The sequence below is a fragment of the Niallia sp. Marseille-Q9988 genome, from assembly GCF_976954375.1.
In genome coordinates this window covers 1-17,171 of record NZ_CDRJSZ010000003.1, presented here as the reverse complement: position 1 = coordinate 17,171, position 17,171 = coordinate 1, and the positions used below count along the sequence as shown (strand labels likewise).

The 17,171-nt window shown below is 32.6% G+C and carries 19 protein-coding genes and 2 pseudogenes; 2 read left to right on the top strand and 19 right to left on the bottom strand.

Going from position 1 to position 17,171, the window contains the following annotated elements:
* Positions 1 to 166: 166 nt before the first annotated feature.
* A pseudogene (locus ACWNMZ_RS04295) lies at positions 167 to 340 on the bottom strand (carboxymuconolactone decarboxylase family protein); the annotation flags it as partial.
* Between the two features lie 564 nt (positions 341 to 904).
* Here ACWNMZ_RS04295 and ACWNMZ_RS04290 point away from each other — a divergent pair.
* Positions 905 to 1,204 carry a type II toxin-antitoxin system RelB/DinJ family antitoxin gene (locus ACWNMZ_RS04290; protein WP_441131663.1) on the top strand — a complete coding sequence of 100 codons (300 nt, stop codon included), beginning with the start codon at positions 905 to 907 and terminating at the stop codon, positions 1,202 to 1,204.
* A 3-nt stretch (positions 1,205 to 1,207) separates the two neighbouring features.
* Positions 1,208 to 1,543, top strand: a complete 336-nt coding sequence (locus tag ACWNMZ_RS04285; protein WP_048718977.1) for a type II toxin-antitoxin system RelE/ParE family toxin — start codon at positions 1,208 to 1,210, stop codon at positions 1,541 to 1,543.
* A gap of 231 nt (positions 1,544 to 1,774) precedes the next feature.
* Here ACWNMZ_RS04285 and ACWNMZ_RS04280 read toward each other — a convergent pair whose 3' ends face one another.
* From ACWNMZ_RS04280 to ACWNMZ_RS04195, 18 genes and pseudogenes are all read right to left on the bottom strand, one after another.
* Positions 1,775 to 2,020: a hypothetical protein gene (locus ACWNMZ_RS04280; RefSeq protein WP_251627764.1), complete on the bottom strand. Its 246-nt coding sequence runs from the start codon at positions 2,018 to 2,020 to the stop codon at positions 1,775 to 1,777.
* Positions 2,021 to 2,761: 741 nt separating this feature from the next.
* A complete protein-coding gene (locus ACWNMZ_RS04275) occupies positions 2,762 to 3,901 on the bottom strand; it encodes a serine hydrolase domain-containing protein (protein WP_251627766.1) in 1,140 nt (379 codons plus the stop codon).
* Positions 3,902 to 4,199: 298 nt separating this feature from the next.
* Positions 4,200 to 4,670, bottom strand: coding sequence for a DUF5662 family protein (locus tag ACWNMZ_RS04270; RefSeq protein WP_251627768.1), 471 nt, complete (start codon positions 4,668 to 4,670; stop codon positions 4,200 to 4,202).
* A gap of 156 nt (positions 4,671 to 4,826) precedes the next feature.
* A complete protein-coding gene (locus ACWNMZ_RS04265; RefSeq protein WP_251627770.1) occupies positions 4,827 to 5,384 on the bottom strand; it encodes a uridine kinase family protein in 558 nt (185 codons plus the stop codon).
* Positions 5,385 to 5,450: 66 nt separating this feature from the next.
* Entirely contained in the window at positions 5,451 to 6,047 is a 597-nt protein-coding gene (locus tag ACWNMZ_RS04260) for a hypothetical protein (protein ID WP_251627772.1), read from the bottom strand.
* Between the two features lie 2 nt (positions 6,048 to 6,049).
* Positions 6,050 to 6,532: an SEC-C metal-binding domain-containing protein gene (locus tag ACWNMZ_RS04255; protein ID WP_251627774.1), complete on the bottom strand. Its 483-nt coding sequence runs from the start codon at positions 6,530 to 6,532 to the stop codon at positions 6,050 to 6,052.
* A 69-nt stretch (positions 6,533 to 6,601) separates the two neighbouring features.
* Complete coding sequence (locus ACWNMZ_RS04250) at positions 6,602 to 8,422, bottom strand: ATP-dependent helicase (RefSeq protein WP_251627775.1); 1,821 nt, start codon at positions 8,420 to 8,422, stop codon at positions 6,602 to 6,604.
* Positions 8,412 to 10,316, bottom strand: coding sequence for an ATP-dependent nuclease (locus ACWNMZ_RS04245; RefSeq protein ID WP_251627777.1), 1,905 nt, complete (start codon positions 10,314 to 10,316; stop codon positions 8,412 to 8,414). Before ACWNMZ_RS04245 ends, ACWNMZ_RS04250 begins: the two co-directional genes overlap by 11 nt.
* A gap of 190 nt (positions 10,317 to 10,506) precedes the next feature.
* Complete coding sequence (locus ACWNMZ_RS04240) at positions 10,507 to 11,112, bottom strand: TnsD family Tn7-like transposition protein (RefSeq protein WP_449598480.1); 606 nt, start codon at positions 11,110 to 11,112, stop codon at positions 10,507 to 10,509.
* A 33-nt stretch (positions 11,113 to 11,145) separates the two neighbouring features.
* Positions 11,146 to 11,226 (bottom strand): annotated as a pseudogene (locus ACWNMZ_RS04235) (hypothetical protein); the annotation flags it as partial.
* Positions 11,216 to 12,535 (bottom strand): hypothetical protein, encoded by a 1,320-nt coding sequence (locus ACWNMZ_RS04230; protein WP_251627778.1) that lies wholly within the window; start codon positions 12,533 to 12,535, stop codon positions 11,216 to 11,218. The pseudogene ACWNMZ_RS04235 and the gene ACWNMZ_RS04230, both read right to left, overlap by 11 nt.
* A gap of 295 nt (positions 12,536 to 12,830) precedes the next feature.
* Positions 12,831 to 13,175 (bottom strand): DUF6075 family protein, encoded by a 345-nt coding sequence (locus tag ACWNMZ_RS04225; RefSeq protein WP_251627781.1) that lies wholly within the window; start codon positions 13,173 to 13,175, stop codon positions 12,831 to 12,833.
* A 290-nt stretch (positions 13,176 to 13,465) separates the two neighbouring features.
* On the bottom strand, positions 13,466 to 14,143 hold the full coding sequence (locus ACWNMZ_RS04220; protein WP_251627784.1) for a hypothetical protein: 678 nt from the start codon (positions 14,141 to 14,143) through the stop codon (positions 13,466 to 13,468).
* A gap of 519 nt (positions 14,144 to 14,662) precedes the next feature.
* A complete protein-coding gene (locus tag ACWNMZ_RS04215; RefSeq protein ID WP_251627786.1) occupies positions 14,663 to 15,397 on the bottom strand; it encodes a hypothetical protein in 735 nt (244 codons plus the stop codon).
* Positions 15,375 to 15,512, bottom strand: coding sequence for a restriction endonuclease (locus tag ACWNMZ_RS04210; RefSeq protein ID WP_449598478.1), 138 nt, complete (start codon positions 15,510 to 15,512; stop codon positions 15,375 to 15,377). The genes ACWNMZ_RS04215 and ACWNMZ_RS04210 overlap by 23 nt, the downstream gene beginning before the upstream one ends.
* A 43-nt stretch (positions 15,513 to 15,555) precedes the next feature.
* Positions 15,556 to 16,440, bottom strand: coding sequence for a DUF5677 domain-containing protein (locus ACWNMZ_RS04205; protein ID WP_251627790.1), 885 nt, complete (start codon positions 16,438 to 16,440; stop codon positions 15,556 to 15,558).
* A 93-nt stretch (positions 16,441 to 16,533) separates the two neighbouring features.
* Complete coding sequence (locus ACWNMZ_RS04200; protein ID WP_251627792.1) at positions 16,534 to 16,710, bottom strand: hypothetical protein; 177 nt, start codon at positions 16,708 to 16,710, stop codon at positions 16,534 to 16,536.
* Positions 16,711 to 16,810: 100 nt separating this feature from the next.
* The coding region (locus ACWNMZ_RS04195; RefSeq protein WP_449598282.1) for a hypothetical protein at positions 16,811 to 17,171 on the bottom strand (361 nt) is incomplete at its 5' end.

The following is a 17,171-nucleotide window of genomic DNA, read 5'->3' as shown; positions in this document are numbered from 1 at the left end:
TAATCTTGCTAGATTTTCTTGCAAGATTATAATGTACTTACCAATGTTTATTTTTAACCTTGTACTAACCTGCCCATTTAGTTCAATAACTTCTACATAAAAAATAGCGTTAATCCTTCTAGAATTAACGCACCAGTTAGCTGAAGAAAAAATAAAATAAATGTTATTATCCCTCTACTTCTAACTTCATCATCGCACCATAATACTGTTGTGAGGTCGTAAAACAAATAAACGCAACTAACTCGCTTATTTCCTTCTCAGAAAAACAACCTTTTAATACATTAAAAACAGAATCTGGTATATCCCCTTTTTGTTTTAGAAAAACTTCTGCAAATCCGACTGTCCTATCATTAAAAACGATTTAATCATTTTTTTCATCCTTTCTTGCTATTTATATTTAATCATTGCCTTCCATTCTTTTGATTCAGCATTTGATTAATTCTTTAATAGTATGGTTGTTTGAAACTAGATTTTGTAGACATTCCGTGAATGCAAAGTCTACCAAAAAACGATTAGTCTAATTAGACAGCGAAGTGTATTCTGGCTGCGGGTCATAGCAACAAACTTTACGAAAACAGCCAAGAAAAAAGACTGCAAACTCCTGTATTTGAGCAAGGTTTTTACAGTCTTTTCTGCAATCATTCGGCAAAAGTACTGTTAGAAGTGAAAGGTAAACTTCCCAATCCAATACTACTTTCGTTACTTTTTTCATTCTAATTTTTGTTTTTTGGGTATGCCCCTTTTATTTCTGCAATTTTCCGCACGAAATGGGGCGCCGGTCTTTGGGGTTTTGGCTTGTAGAGATTCAGACCGCCCCTACTCTTTCTTGTGGAAGTTTTGGTTTTGTATTGCTAACCGTTATACAAAAGCATACAATAAAGAAAAAAGAAAGGTGGAATGATTTATGGCAGCTAAAACTGCAAATGTCCTCGCTCGTGTTGAACCAGAAATAAAAGAAAAAGCTGAAGCAATCATGTCACAATTAGGAGTGCCTGCTTCTGTTGTCATCAATATGCTTTACAAACAAATCATCATGACAAAGAGCATCCCATTCCCTCTCTCCATTCCCACTGCACCTATTGCTCTCGATGAAATGGATGCAAAAGAATTCAATGCCATGATGCATGCTGGGTTTGAAGATGCAAAAGCGAACCGTTCTCGTCCTGTAGCCGATGTATTTAATGACTTAAGACGGGAATTATAATCGATGGCTGAAACCTACGTTGTAAAAATCACAACACAGGCACAAGAACAGCTACATCAAATTACACACTACATTGCTTCTGAACTAAAAGCCCCAGATACAGCACTGCATCTATTGGATACGTTAGAGGATGCGATTTCCTCTCTCTCCGAATTTCCACAGCGAATTGCCCTCACTGAAGAAGAACCATGGCACAACTACGGAATTCGTAAAATGCCTGTTAAAAATTTTCTAGTCTATTTCTGGCTAGACGAGGATCATTTAATTGTTCAGGTAACCGCTGTTGTTTACGGAAAACGTGATCTGATTCGTCAGCTTTCACAAATGGATATGGAATAAAGTGAATATAAAAAACCCTTTCAACGCTAACTTGAAAGGGTTTCTATTTATTTCCTCATAAAGCATTCATAATCTACCTTGAAACAAGGTTTGACTCTTCATAATATCTTTTTTCGTGATGGGGAAGTGTTTTCAGTATTTGAACTCTTGGAATCTGTCCTCAGTCATTGTCTTTCTATCTTGGCACGACTTACATAACGGTTGCCAATTGGTTTCATCCCAAAACAATTCTTAGTAACCTAGATGGCGAACACTATGGTCGACACCCATGTAAAGTTCTTGTTCTTTTTTGTTCATAGCTACTTCGATACGATTACTTATTTTCTCTGACATCTTGAGAAAATCCACAGCTTTCATAGATATACAAATATCAGAAATCAGATCTGTATAACCAATATAAACCCTTCCGATTTCTCCCCTCTTCAACCCGCATTCCACCGTTCCAGTTAAAATAAAGATTTCCGACCGAACCCCCATTTTGAGTAATTTCCGATTCAAAAATGACCGTTTTTTCACCTGTTTTTCGTTATTTTTTCACGTTTTTTTGGGAGTTAAAATAAAGATCTCCGATTTTGAAAAGAAGAATAAAAGGAAAAATGAATTGGGGAGATAAGATAGAACATGGAGAAATGAGAGAGAAAAGATAGGGTGAAGACCTTGGGTCTCTTATTGAATACATGCCTGAGTAAACTATTGAAGAAAGCCTGATATAGTAAGGATAGAGGAGAAAAAGAGTAAGGAAAAAAGAAAGAAAAACTATTGAATTTCTATTGAAAAAGAGAAGAAAAAATCCCGGATTCCTATGGAGGAAAACCCGGGAGATTATTGATCCAGAAGCGGAAATCGGAAATGTTTATTTTAACGGAAATCGCATCTGATTCGGAAATGTTTATTATGGTTCGGAAGTGTTTATTGTTGGGTTACATAGGAAGAGAGAGGAGTTTAAAACTAATTAAAATTAAATAATTTCACCTGCTAGTTTAGAGAAAGAAGAATTCAATGATTATTATTCTTAATGTTCAGATAAAAGCACTGTAAGATGAATAACAAAAAGCCCAAAAATACATTGAATAAAACAATGTACTTTTTTGACTCTTTTTAAATATTGGATTAATTTAACTAACGCCTCCGTTAGTTAAAGTGAAGGGATTCACAAAGTTAAGTTTTACAAATATATTTGTATTAAAAAAGAAGGGAAAAGCCCTCCTTCTTTTTTACTTATAAATTGATTAACTTCTTAAATTCTTCTAAATCCACTGTTTCATTAAATAATACTTTTTCTACAGCTAACGTGACCATATGTGGAATCTTTATTAACTTATCATTTTTAAAATCTAGGTTAGTTAACATGATAATGGTCTTATTATAGTTTTTGTAACTTATAAGTCCTGTACAATAACCTGCCCAGTAACCATCATGTAGCACAATGTCCTTATATTTTGGATGATTTTCTAACTTCCATCCAAGACCATACCCACCATAATTATCATGCAATCCAGGGCAATATCCTGTTGTAACGTTTCCTATTAATGAAGCAGGATCTAATAAGAGATTAGTGGCTTCTTGTGAAATTAGCTTATTATTTAATATTGATTTTTCCCATATGAGAAGATCATCAACAGTAGACTTAATACCACCATCACCCTTTATACCATCCAAAAAGTAAACATACTTATGCTCAACTAACTCATTGGGATGATAATATAAATCTTTTTCCCAATCATAGATAAAACCAATAGAAAAATTCTCTAATTCATTATTTATAAATTGCGAATACGTTGATGTATTTCTCATTTCTAGAGGGGTAAATATTCTATCTTGAAGAAACTCACCATAAGTTAGATCAGAAACCATTTCAATTACTTCTGCTAACAAAACATATCCCGTATTACAATACTCCCACTTTGCATTAACTTCAAATAATACTTCAGGTTTCTGCTCTTTTAAGTAATTTATTACATCCTTATTTGTAGCGATTCTACTATGATCCCAGTTTGATGTTTCTTCGAACCACTCCATATAGTCAGGCAGTCCTGAGGTATGATTTAAAAGGTTCTTGATAGTAATACCTTTATACGGGAGTGAAGGAAAATACCTTGTTAGATCATCATCAAGCCCCATTCTTTTCCGGTCGATTAACATCATGATTGCCATTGCAGTAAAACTCTTTGAAATAGATGCAATCTCAAAGATTGAATCAAGTGAATGTTCTTCTGAATCGGATTTCCTTCCTATAGCCCTTTTGTAAAAAACTTTACCTTCTACAGACAAAAGTATAACTCCACTAAATAACCGATTACACTCTAAGAAATTAAATAACTTATCAAGCTCTTTTTTTCTTAATTCTTGTTTATCCATTTTCTATTTCCTCCATTTGTGATCTGATTTTATTATTACATTCCAATCATTTATGGAGGTCCTCTGATCCTTGGTTATATAAAATTAAAAATAGAGTACATAAATGAATTTCCCCTTATTTATTTAATTATTTATTTTAACAACTCAATTAGGTTTTTACCAATAATACCCACTGAACTATTCTGCCACGTTTGTGCCATATCAGTGGTTATTTTAGTTATTACAGGAATGCTGCCCCTATTGTTATACAAGAAAACAAGAAAATAACAAGCTACTCGGGTGTAGCTTGTTAATAAAACTAACTAACTTTTTTATTATCTTCTCCTCGTTTTCTCTTCATGATTTCTATTAGTTCTTTCTTTGTATCTTCATGCAATATTATTTTATCGGTAAGATCTAAACTTGAGGGTTTAACCTTTCTTCCCCATTTTCTTGAAAAGGATCTCCAATCACAAACCATTTCCATTAAATATTTTCTCGGCATAGGCACTGCCTGATTGTTATTGGGGTCAATAACCCAATACTCCCAATGATGTTTATTTTGATGTTGGTGGTTAAGCCAAGCATACTTCCATTTTAATTCGTCTTCTGCATTGTTTTTTCCTTTGTAGAAGAACTTTTTAGAATAAGGGAAAAATTCTTTTGGTTTAAATTTTGATAAATCGTGCGTAATACCTTGTATGATTAATCCTTCTTGCCAACATTCAACTAAGACATTAAGTTTGTGTTCAAGGATGTATAGAAAGTTTCTCCAGTAAGACTTAAACATAAAATTCGACCCCCTGACAAGAAAATTATTCTATTCATATTCCATGTGTTTAATATAAATTCCTTTATTGAAACTTAATTACTCTTAAACTAAACTCCCCTATAGTGCCACAAGAACACAGCTAATCTGTAATGGAAATATTAAACTCCAATTACTTCAATAAGAAAATACCCATCTGAGGATCACCTCTATAGAATTGTTGTGATTTTTAGATCCGTTTAGAATTAAATCAGCATACCATTTTGTAGGTTCAACAAACTCGTTATGACGATGCCTTACCAAATCAAGATATTCTGAAGTAATTTCCTCAAAGGTTTCTTCATTGTTATCTCTTTTTATTCTCCTAACTAATCTTTCATCAGAAGGACAATCAACATATATTTTTAAATTAATTTTCTCTCTAATTTCCTCAAAGTACAGGACCATCAGTCCTTCAACAATAACAATATCAAAGAGATTAGAGGAAATGGCATGATTAAAATCTCTACTTAATCTGTCAAGATCAACAGAGGTTGGATGATCATAATCAACAAATTCTTTACCATTATAAGGAGCTTTAACTATTGGTTTTAACTCCTTAAAATAATCATCAGTAGATATTATTTTAACTTTGAATTTATCTAAACTCTTTCCCAAGTTATTACTATAGGTGGTTTTCCCACTACCAGAGCCTCCTGCTATTCCAATTACAATACAAGGTTCTATTTTCCTCATTCTGTCTCCTTTATTCTTAACTCATATTATTCTCGTTGTTATTGACTTGCGAAATCTAATCTAGGATCACAACTCAAACAAATCATATATCGGAAGTTCAATTCTATTCCAATTCATTCCTAACATCTCTGCTAAAATGTCCATTCCCCCAACAAGTGAAGCAAACTCGTTTCTTTTATATTCTTCCCAATTCTCCCATGCTTCAGGATTAATAGTAATGTTCTCACTAATCATAGGGAGAACATTATTTATATAATTTCTCTTATCCTGTTCATTAAGACAAATCAGTTGTTGATGAAATTCTGAGAACAAACTATCGTTTTCTTTTAGCCATGATACTATACAATAAGTCTTATCATCATCCGAGAAAACCATAACAAATATGTGCTTAGCTAAAATGTCGGTATCTAATAATTCCTGAACTTTTCTGCCTTGTAAATCTCTAGTCATAGCTTCAAACCCTGTTCCTGCGAAGTTCACCGATTGATTGAATTCCCATACAACGCTCGTTAATATATCGTAATCACCATCTAACAATGCTCTATCAAACTTATTCTTTACCGGATGAAAATCATTTAGAGACATCTGCATCCCACTATAAGGATTATCTTCTTTTGATAAATGTAGTAAAGAAGGTTTTTTAGTAAACATTAGCTGCCCCATATTCACTTCTTCTTGTTTTTTATGATATTCAACCGCAAAACAGCGGTATGTATACAAAAGATATGTTCTTTACTTTTATTAAACACACTATCTTCTATTGGCTGAAATACCGTTTTATCATGATGGCCGCAAAAACCAGTAAAAACAGTAGCTTCTTTTCTTCCGTACTCAGTCATTGAGGCGAATGGGTTGTCAGCTTTAGGACGGGGCATGTAGACTTTACCATTACTAGCAATATTCTTGAGTATTTTATTGTTTTGTATAGAATGGGCTTTTATTATTTTTTCAGAACACGCTTCTTTATCTGGATGTAAGCATTGTTTTATTCTCGAGTCTCCTCTTATTTTTTTGTATAATCTAGGAAAGTTTTCTATTTTAGAATACTCTTCATCATCTGGTTCATTAAATCTTTCAATACAACACTTTTTGAATTTTTTTCCACTCCCACATGGACAAGGAGAGTTTCTAGGAATCTTCCTAATCATTTATATCCCTCATTTTAATTGCTGTCTTTTCTCTCTTCTTTCTTTGTACTTTGTAATTGGGTGAGAAAGTTATCCGTTGTCACCAACAGTTGATTTATCTGCAACTAAACTTTCAACATAGTACGACTGGTCTACGAATTCTATATTTTGTTCAAGGTATTTATAGTTTTCCTCTTGGATATTAGGAGCCCAAACACATAATAACTTTCTCGCTCTTGAAAAAGCTACATAACCTACTCGAGCTTCTTCCGTTTCATCATCGTCTTCCAGCCATTCCAATAGTTGTTTCTCTGATTCAGCTATTATTAAAACACATTCTGCCTCTTGCCCCTTTGCAGTATGTATATTAAACACATGACTTTGAGTGTCTGAAATTCTATTAACCTTACCCGTATCTTCTAATAATTCAGAAATATTTATTTTCTTAGAAGCCTTCATTTGACCTTTCCAATTGTAATTGAGCATTCTTAGTCTATTACCAATGGATATCCCGTATAATTTTTTTGATTGTTCAGAAAGAAATTCTTTTAATTTAACGAAAAGTAATTCGACTGAGGTTTCATTTAGATTCAATCCAATTAGAAAGTTAATTGTAAATATTTGCATCTTTTTCCACATAAATTTGTTATACCCAATACCATCTAATGATACAAAACTTGGATGCTCATCGAAAATTAGCCAACTTAGTGCCTCAGCCATTTTTTCAATAGACTCTTCAAATTGATTTTCTTGTTTATAGGAAATAGCCAATAAAATATTGTGTAATATTTTATAGCGGCGATAGTGTTCTTTACTTAGCTTTTTAAGAAATGGATTAATTTCAAAGTTTTGTTTTTGAACAAAGTGAGCTATATTAGATAAATACTCATTTCTTCTAGCTAGTATCATGTAAGGATTATAATCTTCATCATATTTTACTTCTCTTCGAATAGAGTGGAATAATGGTATCACTTGAGAAAGGTCCTCAATGTTCTTAATAAAAACTACTTTATTTTTATAAGATGCGGTTTCTCCAGCTTCTTCTTGTTGAACATTGGTCTTACGGTTTGTAAAATTTACAATATGCTTGGTACTTCGAAAATTATTAGTTAGAGTATAATTTAAGAATTTTTTATCTACTATCTTTGATAGAAAATATTCAGATTTAGCACCAGTAAAACTAAAAATAGATTGATTTTTATCACCTACAAAAAAGAATGTTGAATTATTCAACAGTGAGAATACTTTATCCTGATAGAATGTTACATCCTGAAACTCATCCACTAAAATATAGGGAAACCTTGAACTAAATGCCTTTCTTATATGTACATATTTATTTAGTATTAAATAAGATAAATAGATAACATCTTGTTGGTCAATACATCCTTTAGTCTTCAAAAAGTCTTTCCACTTTCTAGCTCCCTCTGGTGAAATCCTACCTTTAAAGCAGCAGGGATTCCCATTTTCATCTCTTCCTAAACTATCAAATGCAGCCAAGGTAGCTTCATCAACGAAATAATTAGCTCTATTCAATATATTTTTTATCTCTGTTTTGTTTGCTCTTGCAAAACCAGGTGAAGCTAATTTATAGGAGGTACGGTCTTTTCTCGCAAAATGTGAAAATGGTTTAATTAAAAAATCTAATAGAAAAGAATGAATGGTTCCAATAAAAAGTTCTGCGGGTAATTGTACCCCTTCGGTTTGTAATCGACCTATAATTTCATCTTTTGCTGCATTTGTATAGGTGATACATGCTATTCCTAAAAAAGACTTGGAACGATTATTAATAATATACTTCAATCTTTCAATAAGTAGGGATGTTTTCCCACTTCCAGGACCTGCTTGTACTACAATAGAGTTAGTTAATGGTGCACTAGCTATACTTCTACGAAAATTTTCATTATCTATCAACTCGACATTCACCATCTTCCTCTAGTAAAAAGTCAAATGCTTGTTTGATATATGTAGGAATAATCAATTTTTTTCCTTCGTTGAGTTTATCTAATATCAGTTGAGCAAACTCCCCTTTTTCCTTTGAAATCAAATTGTAGCATTCTCTTGCAAAATCCTTTCCTTTTGATAAAAGAATTCTCTCTCTATCTTTCTGTGTTCCTAATTTATACTCTTGAATAATATCTAAAAAGAAAGAGGTATTATTTTCAAGTAATAAGTCATATTCAAATGTTTTTATATTATTAGACACATAGACATTGGAAATAGGTCGGAAGTCATTTAATAAGTTAAGAGTTCTTTGACAACTTTCAATCTCCCCCATTTTTGACGGGTAAGCCTCTTCTTTCAAAACCTTATTATCATCTAAAGTTATTATTTCTCCTTTGTTATCTCTAACCGGGATAGCTTCAGGATCACTATCTGTTAATACTGCACATTTTATATTCAATCCATTCTGTCCAAATAACTTCAAAAATGGACGAAACGCAACTCCATCAACAGAAATAATTGAAATCCCCTGACCTTCAAGGGTTTTCCCTCTTTCTACTTTTTCACCATTAATAACTACTTTTTCTTTATATAATATGGAAAAGAATTTCGGCATTAAAAGCCTTTCTGCAATCCCTTCTACCAAAAGTACCTTCCTTCCAAAGAAAATATCAGATTTTGTGGCATCTAACCATCTTTCTAAATATCGTTTATATTGGCGATGATCTTTATTATTCATGTCAAAAATAGAGCCTACACGTTTAGAAATCGTATTTCCTGCAGCCTTATAAAATACTATTAAACTATCTAAATTGGAATGGGAACTAACATGGGTAGAATGAGATGTCATTATTACTTGTCCTGCTACCTTTTGTTCAAAGAAATAGTTAGCTAGAAATTTTTGTAAGTGACTATGTAAATGTGCTTCAGGCTCTTCAACTATTAAGATAGGATACATATAATCATAATTTTGCAATTTTTTCTCTTTTATTGAAGTGTATTGTGTTAATAACAGACTAATGTATAGAAGGTTGTTATATCCTAAACCATTCATTTCTACAGAATGAACACTATCTTGATTGGAACCAATTAATACTTTTAAGTCTTTCAAAAGGGAATCATAATCACTTTCTCCCATTTGTATTTTAACCTTTTGGCTTGAGGTACCTGTTAATCTTTCTAAATATCTATTAATGTTACCTTGAACTTTCTGGATTTCCTTGCCCTTTGTTATTTGCACATTTAACTCATCAACCTTATCTGCAATTTTACTGAGTTCATCTTCTGTAAGATCAAAGTTTCTAAGGATTCTTTGCAATTGACCAGAGGATCTTTTAAGTTCTGCAGTTGCATCTCTTAGTGCTCCCACGTATTCAATACCAAACTTCGACAGCATATTAAAATCAAAAGTATCTAGTGTTTCACGTTCGCCTCCATAAATTACCCACTCATATTCATTTAATGGAAGCTGAACTTTTTCAATTGAAATAGATTCTTTTGGAGGATTCACTGATATGTTAGCTTTCGGTCTATATTTGTATGTTAGTTTACCTTCTCCTGGATTTCTAGTTAACCATCTACTGGTAATGGCAAGTTCATCTTCAGTATTAATACCTTTCAAGGTAGCTTCAATCACAATTTCTGGCCAAACATCTTTAACAATTAAGCCGTTCCAAAAGTCTTCCTGAAGCAAAGATCTTTTCCTAATAGAATAATTGCTGTTAAAGATAAGACTTAGGGCCTCTAAAAAGTTAGATTTCCCTACATTGTTTTCACCTATAATAATTGATAGACCTTCATTTAAACTAACATTAAATTGGTCAAAACTTCTATAGTTTGAAATGTATACTTCAGAAATATACATATACTTGCTCCTCTCTTCTCTCTATATTCTACTAATATTATACAATACTAAATGTTGTGATAACTGATTATTTCATACATACTTAATTCATTTAAAAAACCTGATTTCTAAAAAAAATCAGGGGATAAATGTTCTCTTCACTCAATTTATTATTTAATAAAGTATTACCTCAACTACATTAGTCTATGATTTAGGACTTTTCTAATATATGAGAGACTAACCGACTTACCTCACCACTTTCCGCATCAAATCCAGCATACCTTTTTATCTTATAGGGTGTTAAGGATAGTCCTTGTTTAGTCATTTCGTTGATAGCCCATTTGATTTTACGAATTCGATAATTATTTATGTCTTCAGTGACCTCTTCCAAATATCTATGGGTTTTCACTAGCTTTTGCTTCTCGAACCATCTACCTGCCCCTATAGCCCTTCTAATACTTAATGGTGTTACCCTGGCTGGCTTACCTTCTTTCGCAAGAATTACCTTCACAGCTTCCTTTGCTAGCTTCAAGCACTCCTCATCACGTTTCTTCCAATCAACGGATTCAGCCCTTTTCTTCCTCGATTGATTCTTTGGAGTAACCTCCTCGTACCATTCTCGATCGTATCTAACAATCCATGTATGAAGTCCCTTTCCTATATCCTTCAGCTGACTCCGACTAGCATCTTTATTTTCCTCTAATAACTTTACCCATTTGTTACGTCTTTCGTTAAGACTAAAGGATGGGGTATACTGTTTTGAAATGCTCTTCTTCCCGATTATACTCCCCATATTAAAGAATTCATCTGTATCCACTTCAAGAAACTGTAGAAAGAGTAAATGACGTAAAGGACTTCTATTCTTATTATTAGACCTTATAAATAAACGTAGCCAATTAGATGGCTTATTGGGGTCAAAATCACTTTGCATTAATCTCAAATATCGCTCTGAATGGTAGCTCAAAAACTACATTTCGGGTATCTTGTTCAATGAGGGATTGATTTAGGGGGGTTTTAAAGTGGGCATTAAGTTCAAACATTAAGTCTTTTGCTTCCATCGGTGTATATCCTAGCAAAAGTGCATGTGATCGAACCATGAAGCATAAGAACCTCCTGCCATCCATATCGCCATGGAAGTAATCGACAATACGGAAAAAGTCTCTTAATCTCTTTTTGTTGAGAGAAAAAGTATTCTGAAGATAAATGACTTTGCCCTTTTTCTTTGGCTTAGATTTCCATTCTAAATACCAATCAGGTAGTGGATCTAGCCATTTCTCTTTTAGCACTTCTATTTCATACTCATGACCAAACATTTCAATTTGAACGGTACTACCATCTTTGCTATTGATACTACCAGCAATTCTCCCATGTGATGTAATTGGTTGAGCTTCCGCCCCATACTTGGACAATCTTCTTGCAAACACTGTCGAGAGCCTTCTTGCAATGTTTTTAGAAGCCTTAGAACCATTCTTCACATATAAATCTTTCACCTTAAATAGCAACCTTAATTGATGGCCATATTCAATCGCTGATGGATGCGGAATGGTATTTCCAACCTCTTCTTCGAGAATGAGTTCCCATACCCATTGTGGTTTTTTCTTCTTGAATTCGGGTACTTTTCGATAGTCAACATCTATCTGTATAAGTGGAATGGAGAATACGTTCTCATCTGTTGCACTCTTCATTGTCTTAAAGGTAGATAGAGAATACATCAAGTCTACATTCCTAACAAAACGGTTGGATTGTAAGATGGAGGATAGCTTCACTTCATCTTTAAGGGATTCGATTGGTTGGAAGTAGGTTTCTCCAGTCTCTTTATTCAAGAAATGAACAAAGACACTGGCGTCGGTATCAAAGGCGAAAGAAAAGAAATTTGCCAGTTTGGATAGGTTGGTAATGCGAGGTTCTATTAGGTCAGTGGATTTTGCAGATAACTTTTTTTCTTTATTTTTCTTTTCTGTTAGATCTAATTTTTGATAAATATAATTTCTGTGTTCCCAAAAACCGTATTTCTTTAAGTTATTTTTCACTTCCTTTTTAGAAAGACCAACCATGACTTGCATTAAGTCTTCTACGCTCCTTGGCTTGTAAACACAATAGACCTTCTTCGTTTTGGGATCGAATGTGGGAACCATGTTTGGAAATTTAAACAATTGTTCTTTATGACTTCTACAATATTCCGCAATAGCTCGTTCTGATTCCGAATCTTGGTGTTGAAACAACTGCTCTGCTAAACTCATAGCAAATCCTCCTTCTTGTGTAAATGTTTGCTACTCAAGATTTCTTTTCAAAAGTTAATTCTTTCTTTATAACTTTTTTCTTTATTTTACAGGTAATACAAAAATTAAAAAACCTTTTACATGTCTTAGCAAATTCGAGCACTCTTCCCTGAGTGGAAATTAAACCAAATAAAGGGTTTTCACTCTTATATTCACCCCCCCATTATAAAAAATAAAAATCGGATCCTTATGGGATCCAGCTTGAATCGATCTTTATTCAGCATTGATATTCACTTAATATTTATTCTCCAATTATTTATCCTTTCCCAAACCTTATCTGAATCCCCCTCATTGCCAATTCGAAATTCTTATCATCCAGATTCCGAAAAATGTCTAAGACCGAAGGAGATGAATAATTGTTATAGAGGTTATAACCTAGATTAACCAAGGCTCTTGTACCGCTTGACAAAGTACCTTTTGAATTTTCCTCTACGCAAATAACTCTCTCCCTAAAATCATATAAACCTTCTATTCTCGCCATAATCTCACTATTACTTGCAAACAAATAAAACATAGCTTTCCTTTCTACATCATTTTGATGAGTGCCATCCCTTTTTAATAGGCTTTCAAAGTTTTCCTGATGAATTTGGAATAAGAACATAGTTTTCCTCCTGTTTTTTATTTTAACTCCTATGTTCTATTCAATTTGACATGGAATAACAATTGTTTTGTAAGAGAGGCAGAGAAATAAAAAATTATTTAAACCCTCATTAGGAATGGGATTGAAAGGAGGTTGAAGAAATAGGAAAAAGACTGGTTCCTATTGGATGGAAACAGCCTGGATTTTTATTAAACCGTACTAATGAAAAGACATTGAATATGTAATGATTCAAACTTCCTTTGTCCTTTCTTCTTGTCTTTTGGAAACTTGAAGTAAACAACTATTTAAAATTATTCATTTTGCGAAAAATAATCGGGTTCTTTATCGTCTACTATACTCCAGCTAACTGGTAATGGGATATTATAAAATTCCAATGGGCTCTGTTTAATTTCAGTTAACTGACCATTACTCCTTCTAACCCAATAAACCCCATTAGAATCAGTAAAGGCAATTTCTACACCAAATTCAATGTGCATCCCTTTTCCACCACTTTCTGAAACAGAATAGAATTTACCAGGTGGGATTGTTGCCAACATTTTACGATATGGATATTCCCAATCAACTTCTTCTCCATTTCGTGGAGGACCAGCACCTTGAATACCAACTAATGTTATTACTGCTTGATATACAGGTAAGTCAGAAGCATTCTGTATAGAATATAGCATTTCGGCTCTTCTATTTTCAGAATCTATCCAGACTGAAATTTTTTTTGCCTGTGACCTCTTTTCATTCTCATTTGTGATTTTCCGCTCAGAATGTAATTGATAAAATGCAAAAAATAAGGTTGCAATAGTACCAGCTCCAGATATAATTCCACCAAGGTATGAACCAAGAAAGCCTAGCCATCCACTGAAATCAGCTTGTGATGTGATACTGATATGATTGGCTATCAGATTTAAACAAAAAGGAAATAATGTTAAGACAACTAATACTATTAAACTCCATACCACTAAAGCTCTAACTTTCAATATAAACATCCTTTTTAATATTTCATATTTTTTCTAACGACACCAAGGAAAGATCCTTGTGTCCAGCTATATTCAAAAACTAAACTATCGCTCAAACAAATTAACCCTTATGTAATTTTAATGGTTAATTAAAGTATTAATAATACTTTAATTTTATTCGCTGGATTCAGCCCAAATTTATATTGATTTACTATTGAATAAAGATTAAGTACATATTGCTCGTCTGCCCTTTTTTTTCGCCTATCTTCCTTCCACTTTGGATATCAACTATTTAGTATGGGTAAGCAGAAAATAGCATGGAGATAAGAATTAATTTCAAAAGAAAAAAGTCTTAATTTGCACTTAAAAAGAGGATTCTTGTTTTATGTTGGTCTCACTGACTACACTTGAAAAAGAATGTATATAGTACAAGTGCTTTTCGCTTGTATCTATCTAACAATAAACTACTTACTATACCCATGCCTAAAATTATTTATATATGGTGTATAATATTCTTTTCCATGAGGATCGTAACCATCATCACCATAACCTCGGACAAAATATGCTTTCACATCCCACATTAATGAAATGCCTCCACCTCCTTTCTAATGTAATCATATATGGCAATAATTCATCTCTAAAGGCAGTTTCAATTTCTTCCTTTAGTTTCGCTAGCTCAAATGGATTATCAGGAGCATCTTTTTTATCTGCTAGAAAATCAACAAATGCTAAGTAGTTTGTATATTTATCATCATAATAAATTGCTCTTAACTGTAAATCTATTCCTTGAACGCCTAGATCTAATTCTTTATATACATCTTGTATAAAATCATAGATCTTACTGATGTATGTAACTGTACTAAAGTGAATACTTAATCTCGATGATAAATAGAGAAAAGCACTTTTATAATGTGCAGTCCAAATGGATGGAAAAAGAGTATTATGGATTTTCCACCCTACATTACCTGAACTCTTTGGAAAAAACTGATTAATCAAAGAAAAGTTACATGGTTTTAACAACCTGTCCTCTAGTTTGACTTCATCCCAATAATCAATAACTATATTTTCATTAGCTTGTAAATCCTTATAAGTATTTATTAAGCCAGTAATTAAAGCCGTAGTACAAACCAATAAATTACCATCAGCTTTCGCACTCTTACTGTTTGTTATTATTGAATACGAATCTTCTCTTCCAACGCTTTTTCCCGAATGAGCCTTATGCTTACATTGAACTAACCATGTTCGCTCAAATTTACGGTTCTTGCACTTTTTCAACTATCAATAAATCCCTGCCGCCATCAGGACCTTTTCCAGTCCAAAGAGTCTCATAACCCTCACGAACGAAAATTCCTCTAACTAAACACTCTAAATCAGTCCCGTCTACAGACAATTCCTTAAAATTCAACAAATATAGACACTCCCCTGGTTTTTCCTCATACAGTAAGAAAATCCTTTTTTACACTCCCTAATTCTTCTCTTAAAGATTTTCGCATTGCCTTAAACATTTCCTTCATCTTTTTATTAAAATACTTAGGCTTATTCGGATGATTAGCAGTATCTTTTGTAATTGCATCTATTAATTGAACTAATAGTTTATCCTGATATACTAGAGAATCTTTGACGAGCTGATAGCAAAGTTTTTCTTCTCTAAAATCATAAAAATCCTCACCTTCTACTGTTACAATATGTTCAAAAAGTTTGGTAAATACAAAAACTACAAAGAAGCGAGTAACTACTGGATAATTATTTTTATTTATAGTAAAGCCTAAACTATCATCTATATAAAAATTACTGATTCCAAAATTACTATGACCAACAGATGATAATAGATCATAGAATAAACTATAGTATTTTTTATCATCTCCAAGTTTGAATTTACTTGGATCCAGTCTTTCTGCTATCAGGACCCCGTTTCGGTCTCTAACAACATTCTCTGTTGAATTGTATACGTACTCCTTGGAGAATAACTTTAAGTTTACTAGTGTTAATTCGTTGAAGTCTTCCTCATTTTCATTTAAGTACCTACTACTTAAATAATTTTCAAATATGCTCCTTACAAGAATTAAAACATCTTCGTTATGCCCCATTTTTAATAAACTACGAATACTAATTATGGTTTTGGTACTCTTAGTAAAATTAAAATACTCATGATCATAAGTGAATTTATTATTCGGATCAGATACACGTAACAAGTCTGCTGCACCATATGAAAAAGCAGACCATTCTACGAATTTCTTTGACCGCAATATAAATTGGTTTATTAATTTATTTAACTCGTTTACATACAATTTTTGATCTTCGGTCATATTTTCTATCAATCTATTCCCTTCTAACTTTTTTATTTCTATTATAATTTGCCAGATGTCAAAATATTAAGGTAAATGTCCACACCTTGTTGCTAACACAACTATTTACGAACCTTCAGTATCTAATTCACTTAGTATTCTTATTAGTTTATCTTCAATGAACTCATTTGCGTCTTGTTCGTTCTCTAAAGCCATCTGGATAAACTGAAGAACTTCTTCATTTAACTCTTCTCTTCTGAAAGGTGCTTTTCCTACAGGATGATTAAGGCCTATATTTTCCATTTATAATAAAAATAACTATCAATTCATAAAAGTAAGTGGTTACTAGAACTATTATTTAACGTCAAAAACCCTTCTTTTCCTAGGGATTTAATGACATTTTTCATCTCTTTTTTATTTTTTCAATGCTTAATATTGATTTTTCTTGTAATGGAAAAATCACTTCTTGTTCAGCCCTGATAGCCGGTGAGTTTAATTCAAAATTTTTATTATCATATTTCATAGCTTCTATAAATCCCTTAATACTAATTCCCGGATTATCTTTTGTTGCTTCTGCTGTAATTATTGTATGATCACACGATGAATTGAACCAATATAAATCTTCTAATTTTTCCGCTGATGTCCATGAAACATAATGATTATTATAATTCACTTCATTCAGGTCTAAATGAACTCTTCTTATTTTCCCTGTATAAAGTAGATATTTTGCAAAATCATTATCATTTTTATCTTCACTGCTCTCC